Source organism: Pseudoalteromonas tunicata, assembly GCF_002310815.1.
In the GTDB taxonomy this organism is placed as follows: Bacteria; Pseudomonadota; Gammaproteobacteria; order Enterobacterales; family Alteromonadaceae; genus Pseudoalteromonas; species Pseudoalteromonas tunicata.
In genome coordinates, this window is record NZ_CP011032.1 from 3,287,021 (window position 1) to 3,306,757 (window position 19,737).

A 19,737-nucleotide genomic window follows, 5' to 3' on the forward strand; every position below is an offset into this window, starting at 1 on the left:
ACTAAAACGTAAACGACAAAGCACGGCTTTGTCGTGTTATTTAATCATTATTCGACGATTTTGATATCGATAGGGCTTTGCAGCTCTTTTTTCGCTAAATACTCACGTACTTTTTGTTCTAATTGCTCTGCCGCATTGTCATTATCGATCCGCTCTTTTTGACGTTCGCCATTAATATACAAGCCTGAACGACGACTTGCGCCAGCCAAACCAATATCACTGACTAACGCTTCACCAGGGCCATTCACAACGCAGCCAATTACCGATACGGTAATTGGTGTAATAATATCTTCTAAGCGCTCTTCGAGCTTATTCATGGTTGCAACCACATCAAACTCTTGGCGAGAACAACTAGGGCAAGCAATAAAGTTAATTCCACGCGAACGAATGCGCAGTGATTTTAAAATATCAAAACCGACTTTAATTTCTTGTACCGGATCGGCAGCAAGAGAAACTCGTAATGTATCACCAATACCTTCGGCTAACAGCATGCCTAAACCGACCGCTGACTTAACCGAGCCTGAGCGAAAACCACCGGCTTCGGTAATACCTAAATGCAATGGCTGATCAATTTCCTTAGCAAGTAAACGATAGGCGCCTACCGCTAAAAATACATCAGACGCTTTGACAGATACTTTAAAGTTATCAAAATTAAGGCGCTGTAAAATATTCACATGACGCATGGCAGATTCGAGTAACGCTTCTGGTGTTGGCTCACCATACTTTTCTTGTAAATCGCGCTCAAGTGAGCCGCCATTAACACCGATCCGAATTGGAATATTGCGCTCACGGGCTGCATCAACCACTGCTTTGATACGATCTTCGCTGCCAATATTACCAGGATTAATTCGTAAACAATCAACGCCATATTCAGCCACTTTTAAGGCAATACGGTAATCAAAATGAATGTCTGCAACTAACGGAATATCAACTTGTTGTTTAATTTTACGAAATGCTTCGGCAGCATCCATGGTAGGCACAGAAACGCGCACTATGTCTGCCCCAGCCGCTTGAATAGCTTGAATTTGTTTAACTGTCGCTTCGACATTCAGGGTGTCAGTATTAGTCATAGACTGCACTGCAATCGGTGCACCATCGCCAATAGGCACATTACCTACATAAATGCGGCGAGATTTGCGTCTTACAATAGGAGATTCTGAAAACATAAACGATTACTCTGTTAAAGGAAGACTGAACTTAGCAAGGCGGTGAGATGGAAACTTTGACATATCAATCTGCTCGCCATCAAACTCAACCTCAACTAAATGAGGTTTGCCGACAACCACAGCAAAAGGCGCTTTACCTTCAACTGTCATGGTATAACCCGCTTTTTTAACACCAAATGCTACCCGAGCAGCCGACGAATCAAAAATTTCAACCCAACTATCGTTGTTAAAGTACATCACAACTTTATTAAGCGAGTTATTAGCTTGCTTGTCATTTTTTTTTATTACTGCAACAACAGGTTCAATAACTTGTGTCGCTTCATTTAATTCTTGCTCAACTTGCGTTGATTCTGGCGTTTGTTCACTTTGCTCAACTTGTGTCTGCTCACTTAACTCATTAGTTATCTGTTCAGAATTTAATCCAAGTTGTGCATCTTGATTTTGCACAGGTTGCTTTTGAAGAGAATCTTGCGCTACAACGCTTACGCTTTGTTGCTCAACATTTTGAATTTCAGGGCTAGCTATTGGGGCTGGCGTGGTATCACGATTTTGCCACCACCACAAAACCGACAAACCAATTACCAGTGAAAGCACAGCATAACTGAATAACATCAAACGATTATCGTGCGCTTCTTTTTCTGTCCGACGCGAAAAACTTTGCATCTTACTAATTGTGGGGCCTTCTGTTTGTGCATCATATAAAGAAAGTACATAACTTTCATCAAGCGATAAAAATTTGCAATACGATTTAATATAGCCTTTTACAAAAGTAGCCGGACCAAGTAAAGCAAACTGATTGCTCTCAAGGTTAGTTAATTGCGCGGCACTAAGATTTAAACGTTTAGCAAATTCATCAACCGAAATTTTCGCAGCTTCACGCCCTGCGGTTAAAAAACTCCCAACTAACGGTAGTGGGGTTTCAACTGTATTATCCGTTACTTCTTGTTCTATCATAATGAGTATGTTTTTGGATTCACTAATAAAATTTTACGACCTGGTGTTAAATAAGCATCAGTTGCTAGCTCATTCCACTCCACTAATTTTTTCATCAAAATATTGTATTTTACTGAGATGCTGAACAAGGTATCACCCTCTACCACATGGTGATAGACATTTGGGTCATTCAAGTACACTTTGGTGCCGCTATAAACCTGATCACTTTCAGTTAATGCATTCCATTCTAGTAGCTTTTGTAATTTCACATTGTATTTAACTGAAATACTAAAAAGATTTTCACCTTTTTTGACTACATGGTACGGCGGCTCAATCATGCCAAGTTCTTTACGATCTGCAATCACGACAGCTATTTTTTCAGATGCAGCCTCTTCATTTTTTGCTTTTTTCGTTTTAGGTTTTTCGATGATTGCCGCTTCAGCCTCTTGCTCAAGGGCAGCAACAGCATTGGCGCTAAGCGGGACTTCGTTAAAGGTGACCTTGTCCTCTGCTGGCGTAATTTTAATTAAAGGCGCATTGATAATCACAGCGTTTTTTTGCTCGCTTGCTTCAACAGATGTTGTAGCCGCATTTTCATTTGCTTGCTGTACCGGAGCCTTACGCTTCACTATCTTAATTTTTGGCTTATCAACATCCTTTACTAAATCTTTTTGCAACTTACGCAATTCACTTTTACGGTATTGCTCACGTAATTTTTCAAACTCACTGTCTACCAATTTATTTTCACGCACAATTAGTGCTTCATAGGAAGTGCGGTACGTTTGTTGTAATGTTTTGGCAACCGTATTGGCTTTTTCGAGATGGCCCATGTTGCTTTGAATTAAGTACGACAGTAATAACGACCGTGATGAAATTCGACCCGAATTTTCATAACGCTCTAATAAATCTTCGGCTTTATGGAAATCACTTTTGGCATAATATAACGAAGATAGATTAAGCAACGATGAACCACGCAACGGACTGTGTTTAACCGATGAAATTAAAAAGTCACTCGCTTCGCTAAAATGATCGTTTTCAATTGCACATAAAGCTAAATTTTCATAACTTTCAGCGACACGGATATAGCTTGGAATCGCAATTGCAGCGAGTAAATATTCTTGCGCTTCGTCATATTCGCCATTACTACATAAAAACACCCCATAGTTATTTAGGGTATTGGGATCGTTAGGATCAAGCTCTATGGCGCGTAAGTATGATTTTTTGGCCAGCTCAACTTCACCCACAGCAGAGTAATAATAAGCGGTGGTGTAGTGAACTTCAGGTAATTTTGGAGCAAAACCGACTGCTCGCTCTAAGTTATATTTAGCTTGTGAACTATCACCTGAGGCTAAATATTTCAGAGCGAGGGAAACTCGCGTTCGAGCTGCATCATCATTATTTATCCTTTTTTCTACAACGGGTTTATCACTGCCTAAGTAAACACTTTCAGTTACACATCCTGTCATCGCCAAAACACTGGCGGCTAATAATAAATGTCGCATCGCGAATTCTCTATTTTAAGGTCCGAATGTTGAGTTTAACCCAACATCCTATTGTTTCATCTATTTATTTTTCAAATGCTTTGAATCAATAAAGTCAAAATAGTTCGATAAAACTTAGCTGTTTGGATTTGAAACCATAGTCACGGCGATTTCATTTTCTTTTTGCAGCTGACGCTTAGCTAAACGCTTGGTTCTATCAACCACATCCCCCACTAATTGCCCACATGCCGCGTCAATATCATCACCACGGGTACGGCGTACAATACAAGTAATACCAGCAGCTTGTAGGATTTTAGAAAAACGGTCGATTCGGCTATTACTTGAACGGCCATATTCGTTACCCGGAAATGGATTAAATGGGATCAAATTCACTTTAGAAGGCGTACCTTTTAAGGTCTCAACTAATTGATGTGCTTGTTCCATGCTATCATTAATACCGTCCAACATCACATATTCAACCGTCACGTCTTTATTTGCTTTCGAACCATCGATATAACGACGACACGCAGCTAAAAACTCTTCAATTGGGTACTTTTTATTGATAGGTACTAATACATCACGCAATGCGTTATCCGGTGCATGTAATGAAATTGCCAAAGCAACATCAATCCGCTCTTTTAAAATATCAAGCGCAGGCACAACACCCGATGTACTTAAGGTTACACGGCGTTTTGATAAACCAAACGCCCAATCGTCCATCATCAATTCCATTGCTGGCACAACGTTATTGATGTTAAGTAAAGGCTCGCCCATTCCCATCATCACTACGTTTGTTACCGGACGACGAGTACTATCACCGTATAAACCTATGTCTTTAGCCACACGCCATACTTGGCCGATGATTTCAGATACTTTTAAATTACGGTTAAAGCCCTGTTGTGCAGTTGAACAAAATGTACATTCCAAAGCACAGCCAACTTGTGACGAGACACATAACGTAGCGCGTTCTTTTTCAGGGATCCAAACAGTCTCAACTTCTTGACCGCCCTCAAGCAGTAAAGCGTATTTAATGGTGCCATCGGCAGCCACTTGTTTAGCCGAGATTTCAGGTGCAACAATTTCGCATTCACGCTCTAAACGTGCTTTAAGCTTTTTATTGATGTTGCTCATTTCATCAAAGTTATCGACGCCAAAGTGATAGATCCATTTCATCACCTGATCACCACGAAACGGTTTCTCACCAAATGAGACAAACAGTTCACGCATGCCTTCACGGTTCAAATCAAGTAAATTAATTTTCTTCTTTGTCGTATTGCCTTGTGCAATACCACTCACTGCTTGCGCTTCGCTCATTGAAGAGACCTCGACCACTTTGATAAAACTTACCTGCCACTAGGGCATCTTGATAACACCACAATGTGCTGACACAAACACTGTAATTGCTTGTGTAAGCATACTGACAAGAAAAGGGCGCAAGGCCCTTTTCTAACTGCTACGATCCGCATCTATTTGATTTAAGGATAAATCCTAACCAAATATTAACGAGTACGTGGACAGATTTCTTCGTCAGAGAAGAAGTATGCGATTTCGCGTGCAGCTGATTCTAATGCGTCAGAACCGTGAACAGCGTTTTCGTCGATGCTGTCTGCGTAATCTGCACGTAAAGTACCTGCAAGTGCGTCAGCTGGGTTAGTAGCTCCCATGATTTCACGGTTTTTAAGAACAGCGTTTTCGCCTTCTAAAACTTGAACCATTACTGGACCAGAAGTCATGAAAGATACTAAAGCGCCAAAAAATGGACGTGCGCTGTGCTCAGCGTAGAAACCTTCAGCTTTCTCTTTAGAAAGGTGAACCATTTTAGATGCAACGATTTTAAGACCAGCAGACTCAAAACGGTTATAGATTGCACCGATGTGGTTTTTAGCAACTGCGTCAGGTTTGATGATTGAGAAAGTACGCTCTAAAGCCATCTTTATGCTCCAAATTAATTAGTAAGATTGTTTAAATTCAACGGCGGCGGATTATACGCTTTTTTCAAGCAAAAGCCTATTAAATTTGCGCAATAATCCCCCATTTGATCTGAGAGATCATAAAAAAGGATCGTAACAGGATTAAATGACATTTTTTCTAAAGCAGGTAAAAAGCCAAAAACATGATCTAACGCAAATAATAAGCCCTTTATTTACGCTACGCTTGCCCGCTTTTTTAATGGCCGCTAAAACACCGCGGCTGATTCATGCAACTGATCCGTACTCAGTTCGATGTGTGAGGAATACTTATGTCTACCCTTTTTACTCCAGAATTACTTTCGCCTGCGGGCAGCTTAAAAAATATGCGCTATGCCTTTGCTTATGGCTCTGATGCAGTGTATGCCGGTCAGCCACGTTATAGCTTGCGGGTGCGCAATAATGAATTTGATTTAGACAACCTCGCACTTGGTATTAAAGAAGCCCATAAGCTTAATAAAAAACTCTATGTGGTCTCAAATATTGCGCCGCACAATGCAAAAGTGAATACCTATTTGCGCGATATTGAACCTGTAATTGCGATGAAACCCGACGCCTTGATCATGTCTGATCCTGGCTTGATCATGCTAGTGCGTGAAAAATGGCCCGAGATGCCCATTCATTTATCGGTGCAAGCTAATGCGGTCAATTTTGCCACCGTAAAATTTTGGGCCAAACAAGGCATTGAGCGTGTTATTTTATCGCGGGAATTATCGCTAGAAGAAATTGGTGAAATCCGCACCCTTTGCCCAGAAACAGAACTTGAAGTTTTTGTCCATGGCGCACTGTGTATGGCGTATTCTGGCCGTTGTTTGCTCTCTGGTTACATTAATAAACGCGACCCAAATCAAGGCACCTGTACTAACGCATGTCGCTGGGAATATGATGTAAAACCTGGTAAAGAAACCGAAACCGGCGAAATCGTGCATCAGTTCGACCCTAAAAAAATTATTCCGACCTTAGGTGCTGGCGAACCAAGTAAAGAAATTTTTATGCTTGAAGAACAAGGTCGCCCTGGCGAATACATGCCAGCGTTTGAAGATGAACATGGCACTTACATCATGAATTCAAAAGATTTACGTGCAGTGCAATATGTTGAACAACTCACAAAAATGGGCGTGCATAGTTTAAAAATTGAAGGCCGCACCAAGTCATTTTATTACGTTGCGCGTACAGCGCAGGTGTATCGTAAAGCCATCGATGATGCTGTTGCAGGTCGACCATTTGATATGAATTTACTCCATAGCTTAGAAAATTTAGCTCATCGCGGTTATACCGAAGGCTTTTTAAAACGCCACAATCACCAAGCCTATCAAAATTATGATTATGGTCACTCGGTATCAGATCAGCAGCAATTTGTGGGTGAGATATTAGGCCGCAATCAAAATGGCTTAGTTGAAATTGATGTTAAAAATAAATTCTGTACTGGCCACTCGCTCGAATTGATGACACCACAAGGCAATATCAATTTCACATTAGATCATATGGAAAACAAAAAAGGCGAACGTATTGATGATGCCAAAGGCTCTGGTCATATCGTGCAAATTCCAATTCCTGTGGATATTGATTTAAGCCATGCCCTCTTGATGCGAAATCTTGATAAAGACCAAGATACACGAAATCCATTCAAAGCCAGTTCTTGTGTTTAATCATGGCATTACTTATTAATAACAAGTGCATTAACTGTGATATGTGTGTGCCTGAATGCCCTAATGAAGCCATATTTATGGGCACAAAAATTTATCAGATAGAGCCAACTAAATGTACCGAATGTATCGGGCATTATGATACACCAACCTGTATCAGTGTTTGCCCGATTGATTGTATTAAACCCGACCCAGCTCACCGTGAAAGCCTTGACGAACTGGCGCAAAAATACCTCAAGCTCACTGAGCTATAAAACAAAAAAAGCGCCTCGGCGCTTTTTTATTGCATGTGAGATTAATTTAACCTCAGTTTTGAATAAGATATTTTCCAACGTATTGGGGCTAATTTATTTGGGTTGCCAATCGAAACCAATTTTTGTTGTAAGCCAGTGAACCAAATAAGGCGTGGGCTTTTGCGACTTGGCCAAGAGTTTCAAGCTCTGCGGTTACGTCATTAATCGCAATTAATTCCTTGCCCACATAATCATAACGGTAATAACTTATTGGCTTTTCTGGCTGTAAGATGGCGACTTTATCGCCTTCTAAATAAGCAAAGTTTTTATCAAACTGCATCATGGCCCGCTGGTTAATATCCGTTCGGTTTAAATCTCTGCCTAACATTGGCGTCGCAGCATTGATCCCCATTAAGCTCAGTACTGTCGGTGCTAAATCAATTTGGCTAACTGTGCGCGTATCTCGTTTAACATCAATATCTTTGCCCAAAATCACCCCTGGGATATGAAATGATTTGATTGGCACTAAATTTGCGCCAAATACTCGAGCATCGTGATCGGCAACCACTAAAAAAATGGTATCTTGCCAATAAGATTGAGTTTTTGCTTTGGCGATAAACTCACCCAAAGCAAAATCAGCATAACGAATGGCATTGTCTCGCGAACGCTCAGTTTCATCGATTCCCGTCACTTTTCCAGCAGGGATCTCAAATGGGTCGTGATTACTCGAGCTAAAAATCAAACTAAAAAAGGGTTTATCCTGCAAATGAAATTGCTGTAATTCTTTATCGGCCTGACGAAATAAATCACCATCAGATGCGCCCCAAGAACCCACAAACTCAGGCTGCTCAATATCATCAAAATCAACAATATCAGCAAAACCATTACCTAAAAAAAAGCTTTTCATATTATCAAAATGGCTTTCACCACCGTAAATAAATTGGGTTGCATAGCCTTCTTGTTGCAATAAGGCGGCAAGGGTAAAAAAGTTATGTTGCGATTTATCAAGCTTTACTACCGCACGAGCAGGTGTTGGAGTAAAGCCTGTCACTACCGCTTCTATACCTCGTACTGAGCGAGTACCCGTGGCGTAGAGTTGATCAAATGACCAGCCTTGATTGAGTAATTTATCAAATTCTGGAGCTAAATTTTTACCACCTAGACTTTGTACAAATTGCGCGCCTAAACTCTCTTGCAGCACAATTACCAAATTTTTAGGTTTACCTTGATACACAGCTGGATTTGAGGCCAAAGTGGGCAGCTCAGTGTGATTAAAGCCGGTGCTGGGTTTAGCCGTTTGAGCCTGAACATGCGCAATAATGCTCACCTCATCCATAGTGCCATAAATTTTACTGGCACTCGCTTCATTTCCTAATTGCTTAATTGCAAAGGCCAAGCTGTAACTCGAATTAAGTGTTAATGAATTAACCAAGGGATCGGTCGAAAAATACGCCAACGATGGATTAATAGGCCGATGTTGTAGTGTACCTCTGGCGGCTAAAAAAATCATTACAACAACTAGTAATCCACTAAATAAACTAGGTAAAAGTGGCTGAGGTTCATGTTGACTATTACACCATGCTTTGAGCAAACCAAAGGTGAAATACATCACAATTGTACAACCAATGCTTGCCAATACTACTTCAAGCAAATGCCCAGTTAACAGCATCGAAAATACTTCTTGTGGGTAGAGTAAATATTCAACAAACAAACGGTTTGGCCGCAAATCGTATTCCATAATAAATGCTGGGGTTGAAAACTCCATGAACACTAAAATAAATGCACTTAGCACAAGCCAAATGAAAATAATCGGTCGCATCACTGCAGAAAGAAAGCTAAAACAATGAGCAATTATTTGTAATAAAGTAGGAATAATCAGCAAGTAAGCAACTGTGCTGATATCGATGCGAAGCGCACCTAATAAGAAATTAAACCAATCTTGCGTGGCTGATACTCGTTCAAACTGCCAAAGCGTCAATGCTGTTCGAGACAAAAATAACCACAAGAGCGAAAATAAAAAGAAGTAAAGCAGAGGCTTATAACTAGACAACACACGAGCCATTTAAAGTACCCAATAACAAGTTAATCGTTGTTAACATAACAATTTTGTCTTAAGGCAAACTTAAATGGCTTTAACAAAAAAGGTTAACCCGCGCACTTTAAATGGGTTAACCTTTTATTACAAATTTAATTTTTTTATTTACACGCTATGCACTTTATTTAAACAATATTGCCTGCAATTGCGCTTGTTTGTTCAGCAGATCACGATATAAAGCAAATTGATTACGGGCACGATCTAAATTATGCGTTGGATATTTAGTACCAAAATAGTTATCGCCATCGATATAGTCTGTTAAAAAACGCACGCCAATCATAAAAGACATAACTTTTGCGCCTAACCAAAAACTTTGCTTTTCTTGTGTTGTTATTATTTGTTGCAGCGGTGCGACATAACCATCAACAATGGCTTGAAAAATATTTTCTCGCACCTGTACGCCGTCAAGATTAGTTGAATCTTCTGCTTCTGGTGAGCAAAAAGTACGGACCATATCGCCAAAATCAAACATCCAATAACCAGGCATACAGGTATCTAAGTCAATCACAGCTTTTGCTTGCTGCGTTTTATTACAAAAAAGCATGTTATTGATTTTGGTATCATTATGACAAGCACGAATGGGTAGCTGCGGCATCAGCTCAGCTAACTCTTGTAATAACTGCGTTTGCGCTAAACAAAAATCCACTTCGTGCTGACAGTCGCTTAAACGCCCAACTGGGTTTGCATCAATTACACGCTTAAGTGCATCTAACCGCATGGCAAGGTTATGAAAATCAGGGATCACCGCATGCAATTTTTCAGCATCAAAATCTTGCAGCGCAGCAGCAAATTGTCCAAACGCATTAGCAGCTATTTGTGCTTGCTCTTGATTATCAACCACATCTTCGCTGTAACTGCGACCAATAAACTCAAGCGCACGCCAACTATCACCATCGATTTCAACAAGATAGTTATCATCTGTTGTTGCTACATGTTTGATCACTTCTAATTGATAGGCATCATGATGTTTTTTATCACTTAAGTGATGTTCTATTTGGCGCGCATTATTCACTAATGCATTAGGATCTGGAAAAACATGAGTATTGAGTTTTTGCACCACAATGTGTTTAGTCGGGCTTTTGAGCAATAAAGTGGTATTGATATGACCATTACCAATAGGCTTAATGCTAATATCATGCTCACCTAAGCCAAAGTGTGAAGATAAAATAGTTGCTTGTTTTTGGTACATCTAAAATTCTCTTTATTTCAGCTTTAAGCCACTGAATCCCTGAATATGTGATTAAGTTCAGCAGTGATCGCTGCCAATTCGTCTCGATAGGTAATACCAAGCCACTTATCTTGAGCTTTAATCACGGTAACAGCTGCAAGCTGCTCAGTAATTGCCCTTTGAATTTGATTCGGCAAATAATACTCGCTTTTGACAACGGTGTCAGCCTCTAATAAAAAGGTACTAAATCCGGCTTCGAGTAAAGTAAAAAGTGCTTCATCAACTAACCAACAGGTCATTGAGACCAATGCCGAATCCGGTAAAGGTTCCATTTCTCCAGCTGGGTTTTGTCCCATTAATTGCCCAATATAAGGTGCAATATTCAAGTATTCAGTAACTGAGGTTAAATAACCGTGCTGATTAATTTGGCATATTCCACGATTGACACCACCTTGGCTCGATAAGGTATTTAAAATGGGATAAGCCAACATTGCCCAATCATTACTTTTTTGATGGTGCGCAGCCAATTGTGCAAAGGCATGGGGACCATAATAATCATCTGCTGTGATGACAATGGCTTTTCCCATTACATAAGGTTTTGCAGCCAGAAGTGCATGGCCTGTGCCCCAAGGTTTTACCCGAGTAGCTGCAAGGTGTTGAAATTGCTCAGGCACATCTTCAATCGCTTGAATAGCCAGTTCAACCTGTAAGTGGCTTGGCAAACGCGGCAGTATTTGCTGCTCAATAATAGGTAGGATGGTCTGATTAACCACCAATACCACTTTGCTAACATAAGGGGCTGCATCTAAAATACTAAGCTCAAAGATAGTGCGGTTAAGCCCTTCAATTTCAGCCAATTGTTTGGCGCCACCAAAGCGGCTACCTAACCCAGCGGCTAAAATAACCAAGGTTAACGGTTGTGTTTGTACCTGCATGTACCACTGCCCTGCGGTGTCACCGCGACCAACTCAAATAAGGGCAGTTATTGTACGCATCTTTTAGATAAGTTTCTATTTTTTGTTTTTTACATTAAAACAATAGGTTAGATTCAATCTTTGATATTGAGGCAAAGGTATTTTTGCTGTAAATACTCATCAAGCCCAGCTTGGCCACCTTCACGGCCAAGTCCCGATTGTTTAATACCACCAAATGGCGCAATTGCATTAGAAATAAGCCCTTCGTTAATGCCAACCATACCAAAAGTCAAGGATTCAGCAACTCGATGCACTTGATTGATATTTTGCGAATAAAAATAAGCTGCTAAACCGTATTCGGTTGAATTTGCTAACTCAATCGCTTGTTGCTCGCTTTCAAATTGACTGAGTAATACTACAGGGCCAAATAACTCCTGCTGAAAAATAGCCATATCTTGATTGATGTTACCGAGCACAACTACCGGTAAAAAATTATCCTTGCTGCATTTGGCCTCTGCAAATGCTGTTTCGCCAAAGACCCAACTTGCACCTTCGCAAATTGCCTGCTCAATGGTTGCAACTAAGCGCAACTTTGCAGCTTGGTTGATCAATGGCCCAAGATCAGTATCGTTTGAAAGTCCATTTCCTGTTTTTAAGGTCGCCACTTTAGTGAGTAATTTGGCCGTAAAATCCCCAGCGATTGACGCATCAAGTAATACTCGATTAGTCGCAACACAGGCTTGCCCTGCGTTTCTAAATTTACTTTTTATCAGCCCATCAACTGCCTGATCGAGATTTGCGCTGTCAAATACGATAAAAGGCGCATTACCACCAAGCTCCATTGAAGTACGTTTCACTGTATTAGCCGCTTGCGCTAATAAAATACGCCCCACTTGCGTAGATCCGGTAAAGGTGACTTTTTTTACTCGATGATCGGCCAATAATTTGCTTACAAGACTCGGCGCATCATCGGTCAATAAGACATTAAATGCTCCTTTAGGAAAGCCTGCACGGATGGCTAAATGCGCCAATGCGAGTGCTGACAATGGCGTTAATTCTGAAGGTTTTAAAATAACACTACAACCTGCGGCAATGGCTGGCGCCACTTTGCGAGTGATCATAGCAATTGGAAAGTTCCACGGCGTAATAGCAAGTACCACACCAATCGGCTGTCTTATGGTGCTTAACTGCTGGTGATTATTATTACTTGGAATTTGCTGGCCATAACTGCGTTTACATTCTTCTGCAAACCAGCGAATAAACTCAGCGCCATAGATCACTTCGCCTTTAGCTTCTGCCAGCGGTTTGCCCTGCTCAAGAGTCATAATTTCTGCTAATGCATCAATATAATCGATAACTAACTGATACCAACGCATCAATAAGTCACTTCGTGCTTGAGAGTGCATTGATTTAAGTGTGCCAAACCCTAGCTCTGCACTTTGCACTGCATGCTCAATGCCTGCGTCATCAACACAACTGACTGAGGTTAAAAGTTTTTCTGTAGCAGGATTATCAACCGTTATAAAAGTCTTGGTTACAAAAGGCTGATTAGCAATGACAGAATCTGTAAAGACAAGCGGCTGGCTAAGTGGTGAAAACATAAGAAAACCTAGGGGAATATAAAACACAGTACAATTATTATTGGGGCTTAATACGTTTGATACAAGAGCAAGACCATATAAGTCAACTAAGCCTGATGTGAGGCTATCGAGCACAAAAAAACCGCTTGGTAGCGGTTTTTGTCTTTCACATCATTCTTTAAAGCAACGATTAATGATCTTCATTAACGATGTTTAAGTTGTATTTTGGAATTTCAACGACCAAGTCTTCATCGGCTATGATTGCTTGACAACCTAAGCGCGACTCGGGTTCTAGACCCCATGCTTTATCAAGCATATCATCTTCAAGCTCATCACTTTCTGTAAGAGAATCAAACCCTTCACGCACAATGATATGGCAAGTTGTACACGCACATGATTTTTCGCATGCATGTGGAATGGAAATGTTATTTTTTAATGCAACATCAAGCACGGTTTGCCCACTTTGCGCCTGAATCACTGCGCCATCTGGACATAATTCGCCATGAGGAAGAAAAATAATTTGTGGCATGTTAAACCTCGTCTACCGACTGCCCTTGCAGTGCTTTTTTAATTGACGCATCCATTCGTAAGGATGCAAATTCTGAGCTGGCTTTATCTACTTTTTCAATTGCGTTTTTAAGTTGATCTGGTGTTGTTGCTGTTTCATAACATACAACTAGTGCTGCAATTTCAAGGCGAAGCGCTGCTAATTCACTTTCATCTAATAAGTAACTGTCTTCGTTTAATGATGCATTTAACGATTCAATCACACGTAACGCTTCAACTTGTTGCTCTTTGAGCATTCGCGCTTGCATATCTTCTTTGGCAAAGCTCATTGAATCGCGCAGCATTTGTGTTACTTGATCATCCGACAAACCGTAAGAAGGCTTAACTTGGATTTCAGCTTGCACACCTGATGACTTTTCCATCGCGGAGACACTTAAAATACCATCTGCGTCTACTTTAAAGGTTACGCGAATATGCGCTGCGCCTGCCACCATAGGTGGAATGCCTTTTAAGCTAAATTTTGCTAACGAGCGGCAATCTGTAACTAACTCACGCTCACCTTGCAATACATGGAGCGACATTGCAGTTTGGCCATCTTTAAAAGTGGTGAATTCTTGCGCGCGAGCAACTGGGATCGTGGTATTACGCGGAATAATTTTTTCAACTAAACCACCCATGGTCTCAAGACCTAATGAAAGTGGTAATACATCAAGCAATAACATTTCAGAATCAGGTTTATTACCGACTAAGATGTCAGCTTGAATCGCAGCACCAATGGCTACAACTCGATCAGGGTCGATTGAAGTTAGGGGTTCTTTTTCAAAAAAAGCACCTATTTCACTACGAACCAACGGCATACGTGTTGAACCACCAACCATTACCACTTGCAGAATCTCTTCTTTTTCTACTTCGGCATCTTTTAATGCACGACGACAAGCACGTAAGGTTTGTTTCACTAATGGCATTGCCAGTTCGTTAAAGAGTGCTTTATCTACGACCACAACATGGGATTGACCATTAAATTCAAGGCCAACATTAATTGAATTGTAGTTAGTTAATGCTTCTTTACAGGCACGCGCTTTATTACTAAAAAGGCGAGATGTTTTAGCGTCTAATTCACTTACACCGGTTTGTTGTTTAAAATGCTCAACCAATAAAGCATCAAAATCATCACCACCTAAGCTTGAGTCACCGCCGGTTGCTAATACTTCAAATACACCTTGGTGCAAGCGCAAAATAGAAATATCAAACGTACCACCGCCTAAGTCATAAACGGCAATTAACCCTTCTTGACCCGAATCGAGTCCATAAGCAACTGCGGCAGCTGTTGGTTCATTTAATAAGCGTAAAACGTTTAAGCCCGCAAGCTCTGCGGCATCTTTTGTACCTTGGCGCTGCGCATCATCAAAATAAGCAGGTACAGTAATAACAGCACCTAAAATATCATCACCACCAAATGAATCTGTCGCGCGCTGTTTTAATACTTTTAAAATTTCGCTTGAAACTTGAATAGGATTAACATCGCCTTGACGGGTCGCAATGCTTAAACTGCCGTTTTGCTCACTAAGTTGATAAGGTAACTCAGGATAACGTGCAGCTAAATCAGCATGAGATTTACCTAAAAATCGCTTGATTGAGACCAATGTATTGGTTGGGTCTTCGACTGCGTTATTCATTGCAGCACTGCCAACAACAATACCTTGTTCAGTGTAAGCAACCACCGAAGGCAACATGGTCGAACCATCAAAATCAGCCAACACTTTTGCTTCGCCACTTTGCACTGTAGCCACCAATGAATTAGTGGTGCCCAAGTCAATACCAATAGCGAGTTTATGTTGGTGAGGTGCCGCGCTCTGCCCCGGCTCAGCAATCTGCAATAGTGCCATAATTATGCTTTAACTTACTCTTTAGTCTTCAAATAATGAATCTTCAATTCGCGCTAGTTCATCTTTTAATTTGTAGATAAACTTTAATTTTCGTACTACATCAGCAGCTTTATGCTGCGCTGCTGTTTCGCTACTGCTGATAAGCGACAATAACTCTTGATGCAAGGTGCTCATTAGCTGTTTAATTTGCTGTTCAATATCAGCAATGGCATCTTCTGGCTCAGCAGCTGAACTAATTTCTTCAAGCGCCTCTCGTAGCTCCATTTGCTGCATCAAAAACATCGGATCTTGTAGTGTTTGCTGTTCAGCTCGAATATCTACACCACGCTCTGCAAGCATGTATTCGGCACGTTTTAACGGATGTTTTAATGTTTGTAGCGCATCGTTTACTTCTGCCGCTTTTTGCACCGCTAATAGCTGCTCTTGCTCGCTATGATTGGCAAATTTATCTGGGTGAATAACTTTTTGAAGTTCAAGATAATGTGCATTAAGCAAGGTTAAATCAACTTGATAATCAACAGGTAAAGAGAGAAGGTCAAAATAACGCATTCATTTTCCTAATTCACATTTCAAAAAGGACAAAGCCCTAACCTAAAGGTGAGGGCTTGATAAGGTCGCTAAAAGGCAAAACGCTTACTAAACAGTAAAGCTTTCACCACAGCCACACTCACCACTTTGGTTTGGATTGCTAAATTTGAACCCTTCATTAAGGCCTTCTTTAACAAAATCCAGTTGTGTGCCATCGATATAAACAAGACTTTTTGCATCAACAATCACAGTGACACCATCTTGCTCAAAGGTTTCATCACCTTCAGCTAGTTCATCAACAAACTCAAGTACATAGGCAAGACCAGAACAGCCAGTAGTTTTAATACCAACACGCAAGCCAATTCCTTTACCACGGTTTTGCAAAAAAGTACGAACGCGATTAACAGCTGATTCTGTCAGTGTGATTGCCATAGTTATCTCTTATTTACCGTGCTTGCTCTTATAGTCTGCAATTGCTGCTTGAATTGCGTCTTCTGCTAAAATTGAGCAGTGAATTTTTACTGGTGGAAGCTCTAATTCAGCGCTGATATCTGTATTTTTGATTTCAGCAGCTTGATCTAGTGTTTTACCCTTAACCCACTCAGTTACTAATGATGAGGAAGCAATTGCACTACCACAACCATAAGTTTTAAATTTAGCATCTTCAATAATACCTTCTGGAGATACTTTGATTTGTAGCTTCATTACGTCGCCACAGGCAGGAGCCCCTACCATTCCAGTTGCTACCGATGGATCGTTTTTATCAAACGCACCCACATTACGTGGATTTGCAACATGATCTAATACTTTATCGCTGTAAGCCATTTTTATTACCTCAATACCTGCTATTCATGCCGGGTGTGACCATTGCTTAATCACACCACCTTAGGTTTAATGGGCTGCCCACTCAACCGAGTCTAAATCGATACCATCTTTAAACATCTCCCAAAGTGGTGACATTTCACGTAGACGGCCAATTGACTCTTTAATTAATGTAACTGTGTAATCAATTTCTTCTTCAGTCGTAAAACGACCAATACTAAAACGAATCGAGCTGTGCGCTAATTCATCATTACGACCAAGAGCACGCAAAACATAAGACGGCTCTAAGCTTGCTGATGTACAGGCTGAACCTGATGATACTGCGATATCTTTAAGGGCCATTAATAATGACTCACCTTCGATATAGTTAAAACTGATGTTGATAATGCCTGGCACAGATTGCTCACGCGTACCGTTAAAGTACACTTCTTCAATGTCCATTACGCCATCAATTAAACGTTGGCGTAATTTTTCGATACGAGCGTGATCAGCTGAAAAATCTTCTTTTGCGATACGGAATGCTTCACCCATCCCCACAATTTGATGTGTTGGTAAAGTACCTGAACGCATACCACGTTCATGTCCACCACCGTGCATTTGCGCTTCTAAACGGGCACGCGGTTTACGACGAACATATAGCGCACCAATCCCTTTAGGACCATAGATTTTGTGTGCTGAAAACGACATAAAATCAACTTTAAGTGCTTGTAAGTCAACCTCAACTTTACCTGCACTTTGCGCACCATCAACATGGAACATAATTTTACGTTCGCGACACATTTCACCAATGGTAGCGATGTCTTGCACTACACCTAACTCATTGTTTACGTGCATAATACTAACAAGTACTGTGTCATCACGCATTGTTGCTGCAAGCTTATCTAAATCAAGTAGGCCGTTTTCTTCAACGTCCATATAAGTCACTTCAAAACCTTGACGCTCTAATTCGCGACAAGTATCTAAAACCGCTTTATGCTCTGTTTTAGCTGTAATGATGTGCTTACCTTTTTTGCTGTAAAAATTCGCAGCACCTTTAATTGCAAGGTTATTTGATTCAGTTGCACCTGAAGTGAATACAATTTCACGAGGGTCAGCATTAATAAGTGCTGCTATATCATGACGCGCTTGATCGATTGCTTCTTCTGCATGCCAGCCAAAACGATGTGAACGTGATGCTGGGTTACCAAAATTACCGTCCATAGTAAGGCATTGCATCATTTTTTCTGCAACACGCGGATCAACCGGAGTGGTTGCTGCATAATCTAAATAAATTGGTAACTTCATTTTCTTTGGTGCTCCAGTCCTGCTTAGAGTTGACAGCTAACTTGAATGTTATCTAATTGTTGAAGGGCGTGTTGGACAGCTTTGTCCTGACGGATTGCCACTTCCTGGACATCGCGCTTGGCGACAAGTTCAGCTAATGTAATATTGTTTAAAAAATCTTCAATTCGAATACTTAAATCTGACCACAATGAGTGGGTTAAACAACGAACGCCTTTTTGACATCCGCCTTCACCATGACAACGGGTTGCATCGACTGACTCATCAACCGCACTAATCACATCACCCACTGAAATTTCACTGGCTTCTTTGCCAAGCAAATAACCACCACCAGGGCCTCTTACCGAACGAACTAAGCCTTGTTTACGTAGGCGAGCAAATAATTGTTCAAGATAAGAGAGAGAAATTTCTTGGCGTTCAGAAATTTCAGCTAAACATACTGGGCCAACATTAGTATGCAAAGCGACATCTAGTAGCGCAGTAACTGCATATCTACCCTTTGATGTTAACTTCATGTTGACCTCACTAATAAGTATTTTAAGACCGCGAATTTTAATAACCTGACTAAAAGAGTCAAGTATTATCTCGCTACCAATATTACCCGACTAATTTAGTCAAGTATTCATAAGGTGATTGTATATACCCGACTAATTTAGTCAAGTATTATCTACTGACAATTTGTTATATCTTAGGATCAAAGTCATCATGCTGTTGGCGCTTTTGTTTCGCTAATTGTTCTGCTTTACAAAAGTCTTGATCATCTAGATTGAGCTCAGGTAATTGCTGTTCACAGACATCACCACCCAACTTATTGAGCGCACAACTTAATTCATTAATTTTTGCATCGAGTAAATGAATATGATCGAGCATTTTACCAATCGAATTAGCTACCGGATCTGGATTATCATAAGACACGGCATAAGCATCAAAGCCGTACTTTTCGGCTATGGCCGCTCGTTGCTGCTTGGCTGAATCGGCTGCAAGTTCCGGTGCTTTTGCGGTTACAACTCGCCCAGGGATGCCAACCACTGTCGCGTGACTGGGCACATGTTTAACTACCACAGAGTTAGAACCTATTTTAGCACCGGCGCCAATTGTGATTGGTCCTAAAATCTGTGCACCAGCACCAACAACCACCCCTTGCTCTAATGTGGGATGGCGCTTGCCCGTCTGCCAACTGGTGCCACCTAATGTTACACCGTGGTAAAGCGTTACATCATCACCAATTTCAGCCGTTTCACCAATCACCACGCCCATACCATGATCAATAAAACATCGCCGGCCAATTGTTGCGGCAGGATGAATTTCAATACCAGTAAACCAGCGCGCTACCGTAGAAAAGGTTCGGGCTAAAAAAAACCAACCTGCTTGCCAGAGCTTATGATTAAGTCGATAACACCATAGAGCATGCAACCCAGGAGAGTTAAAAAAAACTTCCCAAAAATTTCGCGCTGCAGGATCTCGCGCAAATACACTGTGAACATCTTCTTTGATTCTGGCAAACATGGCTGGTTTCTCTTGCTATTCGGC

General features: G+C 40.9%; 19 protein-coding genes. 2 read left to right on the forward strand and 17 right to left on the reverse strand.

Annotated elements, in window-relative coordinates; genetic code table 11:
* Positions 1-47: 47 nt before the first annotated feature.
* The 5 genes from ispG to ndk all read right to left on the reverse strand — a co-directional run bounded on the left by ispG (position 48) and on the right by ndk (position 5,511).
* Positions 48-1,166, reverse strand: coding sequence for a flavodoxin-dependent (E)-4-hydroxy-3-methylbut-2-enyl-diphosphate synthase (gene ispG / locus PTUN_RS14955; RefSeq protein ID WP_009837783.1), 1,119 nt, complete (start codon positions 1,164-1,166; stop codon positions 48-50).
* Between the two features lie 6 nt (positions 1,167-1,172).
* Complete coding sequence (locus tag PTUN_RS14960) at positions 1,173-2,120, reverse strand: RodZ domain-containing protein (RefSeq protein ID WP_009837784.1); 948 nt, start codon at positions 2,118-2,120, stop codon at positions 1,173-1,175.
* Positions 2,117-3,601: a type IV pilus biogenesis/stability protein PilW gene (pilW, locus tag PTUN_RS14965; RefSeq protein ID WP_009837785.1), complete on the reverse strand. Its 1,485-nt coding sequence runs from the start codon at positions 3,599-3,601 to the stop codon at positions 2,117-2,119. The genes PTUN_RS14960 and pilW overlap by 4 nt, the downstream gene beginning before the upstream one ends.
* Before the next feature lie 114 nt (positions 3,602-3,715).
* Positions 3,716-4,894: a dual-specificity RNA methyltransferase RlmN gene (gene rlmN, locus PTUN_RS14970; protein ID WP_009837786.1), complete on the reverse strand. Its 1,179-nt coding sequence runs from the start codon at positions 4,892-4,894 to the stop codon at positions 3,716-3,718.
* 185 nt (positions 4,895-5,079) lie between these two features.
* Positions 5,080-5,511 (reverse strand): nucleoside-diphosphate kinase, encoded by a 432-nt coding sequence (ndk, locus tag PTUN_RS14975; RefSeq protein ID WP_009837787.1) that lies wholly within the window; start codon positions 5,509-5,511, stop codon positions 5,080-5,082.
* 308 nt (positions 5,512-5,819) lie between these two features.
* On the opposite strand from ndk, the gene trhP reads away from it, so the two are divergent.
* The gene (trhP, locus tag PTUN_RS14980) at positions 5,820-7,196 is read left to right on the forward strand and encodes a prephenate-dependent tRNA uridine(34) hydroxylase TrhP (protein WP_009837788.1); all 1,377 of its coding nucleotides are present in this window, start codon (positions 5,820-5,822) and stop codon (positions 7,194-7,196) included.
* 2 nt (positions 7,197-7,198) lie between these two features.
* Positions 7,199-7,447 carry a YfhL family 4Fe-4S dicluster ferredoxin gene (locus PTUN_RS14985; protein ID WP_009837789.1) on the forward strand — a complete coding sequence of 83 codons (249 nt, stop codon included), beginning with the start codon at positions 7,199-7,201 and terminating at the stop codon, positions 7,445-7,447.
* 88 nt (positions 7,448-7,535) lie between these two features.
* Here PTUN_RS14985 and PTUN_RS14990 read toward each other — a convergent pair whose 3' ends face one another.
* The 12 genes from PTUN_RS14990 to cysE all read right to left on the reverse strand — a co-directional run bounded on the left by PTUN_RS14990 (position 7,536) and on the right by cysE (position 19,713).
* Complete coding sequence (locus PTUN_RS14990) at positions 7,536-9,488, reverse strand: LTA synthase family protein (RefSeq protein ID WP_009837790.1); 1,953 nt, start codon at positions 9,486-9,488, stop codon at positions 7,536-7,538.
* 154 nt (positions 9,489-9,642) lie between these two features.
* Positions 9,643-10,710 (reverse strand): phosphotransferase enzyme family protein, encoded by a 1,068-nt coding sequence (locus tag PTUN_RS14995; RefSeq protein ID WP_009837791.1) that lies wholly within the window; start codon positions 10,708-10,710, stop codon positions 9,643-9,645.
* 23 nt (positions 10,711-10,733) lie between these two features.
* Positions 10,734-11,624 (reverse strand): NTP transferase domain-containing protein, encoded by an 891-nt coding sequence (locus PTUN_RS15000; protein WP_009837792.1) that lies wholly within the window; start codon positions 11,622-11,624, stop codon positions 10,734-10,736.
* A 113-nt stretch (positions 11,625-11,737) separates the two neighbouring features.
* Entirely contained in the window at positions 11,738-13,204 is a 1,467-nt protein-coding gene (locus PTUN_RS15005) for an NAD-dependent succinate-semialdehyde dehydrogenase (RefSeq protein ID WP_009837793.1), read from the reverse strand.
* A 169-nt stretch (positions 13,205-13,373) separates the two neighbouring features.
* A complete protein-coding gene (gene fdx / locus PTUN_RS15010; RefSeq protein WP_009837794.1) occupies positions 13,374-13,712 on the reverse strand; it encodes an ISC system 2Fe-2S type ferredoxin in 339 nt (112 codons plus the stop codon).
* 1 nt (position 13,713) lies between these two features.
* Positions 13,714-15,576 carry a Fe-S protein assembly chaperone HscA gene (gene hscA / locus PTUN_RS15015; RefSeq protein ID WP_009837795.1) on the reverse strand — a complete coding sequence of 621 codons (1,863 nt, stop codon included), beginning with the start codon at positions 15,574-15,576 and terminating at the stop codon, positions 13,714-13,716.
* Positions 15,577-15,597: 21 nt separating this feature from the next.
* Positions 15,598-16,125 carry a co-chaperone HscB gene (hscB, locus tag PTUN_RS15020; RefSeq protein ID WP_009837796.1) on the reverse strand — a complete coding sequence of 176 codons (528 nt, stop codon included), beginning with the start codon at positions 16,123-16,125 and terminating at the stop codon, positions 15,598-15,600.
* Between the two features lie 87 nt (positions 16,126-16,212).
* Positions 16,213-16,536, reverse strand: coding sequence for an iron-sulfur cluster assembly protein IscA (gene iscA / locus PTUN_RS15025; protein ID WP_009837797.1), 324 nt, complete (start codon positions 16,534-16,536; stop codon positions 16,213-16,215).
* Positions 16,537-16,545: 9 nt separating this feature from the next.
* Positions 16,546-16,929, reverse strand: a complete 384-nt coding sequence (gene iscU / locus PTUN_RS15030) for a Fe-S cluster assembly scaffold IscU (protein ID WP_009837798.1) — start codon at positions 16,927-16,929, stop codon at positions 16,546-16,548.
* A 66-nt stretch (positions 16,930-16,995) separates the two neighbouring features.
* Positions 16,996-18,210, reverse strand: a complete 1,215-nt coding sequence (locus PTUN_RS15035; RefSeq protein ID WP_009837799.1) for an IscS subfamily cysteine desulfurase — start codon at positions 18,208-18,210, stop codon at positions 16,996-16,998.
* Positions 18,211-18,233: 23 nt separating this feature from the next.
* On the reverse strand, positions 18,234-18,722 hold the full coding sequence (gene iscR, locus PTUN_RS15040; RefSeq protein ID WP_009837800.1) for a Fe-S cluster assembly transcriptional regulator IscR: 489 nt from the start codon (positions 18,720-18,722) through the stop codon (positions 18,234-18,236).
* 166 nt (positions 18,723-18,888) lie between these two features.
* A complete protein-coding gene (cysE, locus tag PTUN_RS15045) occupies positions 18,889-19,713 on the reverse strand; it encodes a serine O-acetyltransferase (RefSeq protein ID WP_009837801.1) in 825 nt (274 codons plus the stop codon).
* Positions 19,714-19,737: the final 24 nt, after the last annotated feature.